We start from the raw sequence: 2,239 nt of genomic DNA, 5'->3' as shown, positions 1-2,239 counted from the left end.
AAAATCTTTCTCTTCTAGAAGGGTCCGTTCACATTAGATGGTTGGGTTGGTGGGGAAATGGCGAGACTCCCATGGGAGAAGGAACTAGGTGAGATCCCGCAGGGAGTGAAACGAGCGAGGAAGCTCACCGTTCCCCCATAGGAAAGCGAGTTATTTCCCAACCAACCCTAGTCCTTTCCAGGCAACGGATCCCAGCTATCTCGAAACTGAGTCTTCCACAAACGGAAGCTTTATCTTAAAAGCATTACGGAGGTTTAACAGATAAAAAGCTTCCTGCTTATGATGGCGCATGGTTTAAGAATGAAATGAAAAAGGCCAGCACCTTGAAAATAGGGGCTGGCCTTCATTTCTTAAATTAAAAAGAGGAGAGATAATCTCTTAGTTTTTCAACAGATGCAGATAAATCGTCGTGCACGACATAATCAAATAACCGGTCCTTAACAGTTGGCTCCCTATTAATTAAGGCTGCTTGCATTCCAACTTCCTGCTTCGCATAGTGAGGCAGAAGATTGAAAGGAGTGACCATGAGGGACGTTCCCATGACAAGCAGGAAGTCTGCCGACTGGATAGCCTGTTCCGCCTCGTCATGAGCTGTAATCATATCTCCGAACAATAAGACATCCGGTTTCAGGACAGCACCGCAGTTCTGGCAGTAGGGTGTTTCCGTACTCATCACATAATCAAGGGAGTACGATTCCCCGCATGACGGACAGCTTGCCCGGTTTAAGGTCCCATGATACTCGATCACATGGCTGCTGTCTGCCGCGAGATGCAGGCCATCAACGTTTTGGGTAATGACTGTTACCTTCTGCTTATCTGATTCAAGTTCCTTAATAAACTGGTGGACGGGATTCGGTGCATAGTTTTTTAGCAATTTCATCTGAAAAATGGTTTTGTATTTGTTCCAGAAATCTACTGGGTCGTGGTAGAAATAATCGCTCGACATATAATACTCTCGGCTTTCATCCTCCGACCACAGTCCTTCACTGGAACGGAAGTCAGGGATGCCGCTTGCTGTAGACACCCCGGCTCCCGTCAGAATTACGATAGAATCTGCTTTTTTAAGCTTGGAAGCCAGGTCTTTCAACATGTAGATCACACTCCATTTTCCTTTATAACTATTATCGCTTATTGAAGCCTTTCTTCTGTACAAGATCAGTGACGTCCATCCTCATTGGTGTAGTAAAGCGACGGAGCATCTGATCAGTCCAGGAATCAATGCGGTTATTGCTGGATCTGGATTGATAATATTCCTTAATCCGAGCATCAAATATTTCTACAGCCTGGGTGGACTCTTTATATTCATTTTCAAAATATATACCTTTTTGCGGCAGGCGTGGTTTACGTTCCGGCTGGTGATCCGGTACGCCCGTCACCATACCAAAAAGGGGAATGACGTGCTTCGGCAGGGAAAGCAGTTCATCCACCTGGCTTAAGTTATTACGAATACTGCCAATATAGCAGATTCCAAGATCCATTGATTCTGCAGCGATGGCTGCATTTTGAGCAGCTAATGCAGCGTCTACAGAAGATACTAAAAAATGCTCACTGTTTTCAAGGTTGGCAAGCATCTGTTCATATTCCTCATCAGATGCCATCATGGCCGGCCTGTGCAGATCTGCGCAGTAGATAAAAAGGTGTCCATTATCTTTAACATATTTTTGCCCCGTAATTTCAGCAAGTTTTTCTTTTTTCTCTGGATCCGTTACTCCGATAATACTGTAAGCCATCATATAGCTCGAAGTTGAGGCCTGCTGGGCAGCTGAAAGCATCGTATCTAACTGCTCGTCTGTTAGTGGAATGTCTTTAAATTTCCGGATCGAACGATGGTTTAATATCGTTTCAATAGTCTGGTTCATATTTATGCCTCCTGAAAGTAGTTGTAAGTTGGGTTTGCATAAATATAAGGTAACAGATTCTTTAGGGTTTGAATAATGATTGGATTGTTAGTAGGTTCTCTTAAACGATGCTAATGTTACGTTTTTATATAAAGTTCTATTAAATTATGTTGTTGTTTTCTTTATAAAAGACTTATTACGCTAAAGGGCCGGATTGTTGAAGACTCGATTTCAAGATAATTCGGGTCCGTTACGTTGTATGGAGAAGGGCTAGTGGGGAAATAACTCGTCTTGTTTCATCACCCAGACACTCGAGACATAAGCCGTTCACCAACGGACGAGAAGACCACCGTCCTTTTGATGCTCGGCTTATGCTGTTCGTGTCTTTCGGGGTGATTCCA

The 2,239-nt window shown here is 43.7% G+C and carries 2 protein-coding genes; both read right to left on the bottom strand.

The window, feature by feature from the left end:
- Nucleotides 1-355 precede the first annotated feature (355 nt).
- Nucleotides 356-1,090 (bottom strand): NAD-dependent protein deacylase, encoded by a 735-nt coding sequence (locus tag WAM07_RS00265; protein ID WP_422163777.1) that lies wholly within the window; start codon nt 1,088-1,090, stop codon nt 356-358.
- A 31-nt stretch (nt 1,091-1,121) separates the two neighbouring features.
- Entirely contained in the window at nt 1,122-1,859 is a 738-nt protein-coding gene (nfsA, locus tag WAM07_RS00260; protein ID WP_422163776.1) for an oxygen-insensitive NADPH nitroreductase, read from the bottom strand.
- Between the last annotated feature and the right edge of the window lie 380 nt (nt 1,860-2,239).

The sequence above is a fragment of the Halobacillus sp. genome (genome assembly GCF_049282395.1).
In the GTDB taxonomy this organism is placed as follows: domain Bacteria; phylum Bacillota; class Bacilli; order Bacillales; family Halobacillaceae; genus Halobacillus.
Note: the sequence above shows the minus strand (reverse complement) of the source record. Positions and strands in the feature narration are given on the sequence as shown.

Coding starts and splice junctions, on each gene's coding strand:
- nfsA (WP_422163776.1), bottom strand. CDS start 1,859: ATGAACCAGACTATTGAAACGATATTAAACCATCGTTCGATCCGGAAA.
- WAM07_RS00265 (WP_422163777.1), bottom strand. CDS start 1,090: ATGTTGAAAGACCTGGCTTCCAAGCTTAAAAAAGCAGATTCTATCGTA.